At 41.6% G+C, this 1086-nt stretch carries 2 protein-coding genes; one reads left to right on the top strand and one right to left on the bottom strand.

All coding sequences use genetic code 11. The features are described 5' to 3' along the window. On the top strand, positions 1-269 hold a 269-nt coding region (locus EXE45_RS20825), incomplete at its 5' end, for a hypothetical protein (RefSeq protein ID WP_206750488.1). 369 nt (positions 270-638) lie between these two features. Here the strand turns inward: EXE45_RS20825 and EXE45_RS16820 are convergent. Next, a partial coding sequence (locus tag EXE45_RS16820) for a glycosyltransferase (RefSeq protein WP_137695007.1) occupies positions 639-1086 on the bottom strand: 448 nt, incomplete at its 5' end.

The following is a 1086-nucleotide window of genomic DNA, read 5'->3' on the forward strand; positions in this document are numbered from 1 at the left end:
ATAGGAAGTACGACTCAACACGGTCACACATCCGCCAGTACAAGAACAATCCGGAGGAATTCAACCTCTGGGAAGTTCGAGGACCGATGTTTTGGACCACATTTGTTGTAGTAGGGCTCACCTCGATTGTCCTGCCTGTTCTGGCCTTATTATCACTAATCCTTCTTGTTGTGCCCTTCCATCAGTATGTCCGCGACGCACCCCTTGCTGCCTCCGTCTCTGGCCGCCGATCGTTCTTATTATTGTACCCGCTGTACGAAGCAGTTTGAGGAATTGTACGAATGTTTGGCCTTTGGTCTGATATAGATATTTTGATAGATGTGATGGCCAAGAAGTATATTTAAGTTATATGTATGAAGTTAATACTACTCACCAGATGTGTCAATCGTATCTTATTAGATTTCTAGATATTATCTGATATGTAGTGCCCTCCTCACTTATTTTATCGTAACGAACTGTCGAATAACGCTATTAGGACAGACAAACAAACAGCGGTGGGTGGTGAATATGTCGACTCGAGGTTTATTTCTATATAATTATGTTCAATATTTATAGATAATGCCTTAATTCATAAACTATTTGAAAATTTTGCCAATAAACCTAGTCTCTCCCAACCATTTTACTCCTCGGTGTATTTATTACCTCTGAATAGTTTGGAAACTATCATAATATAATTTTATGTTTTTTCTGATGTTTTCAGAGAACCGCATATATGAAAATTCTGACACGTATGTCTCCAGTGGTTTTGAGAATTCTGTCTGGGTTGTCCGAACGATCGCTTGCTTGATTCCGTTTTTTGTTCCGTCATGGAGCGTGCCATTCTCGTTTTCAGTGATGAATGCCCCAGGAAACCCGTCGTTTATCGAAACTACCGGCTTTCCACTCGCATTCGCCTCAATTGGCACTATACCGAAGTCTTCATTGTGTCCATTAAATACGACGGCGGTACATCGTGACAAAATTTTGAGTTTTTCATCTTCATCAACAAATCCCTTCCATTTGATGTTTTCAGTCCGCTTGATCCGATCCATAACCGAATCGTCGACATCACCAGCCCCACCGACCATCACCAGCCGCTCATCCAAG

The sequence above is a fragment of the Halorubrum sp. SP9 genome (assembly GCF_005435015.1).
Taxonomy (GTDB): domain Archaea; phylum Halobacteriota; class Halobacteria; order Halobacteriales; family Haloferacaceae; genus Halorubrum; species Halorubrum sodomense.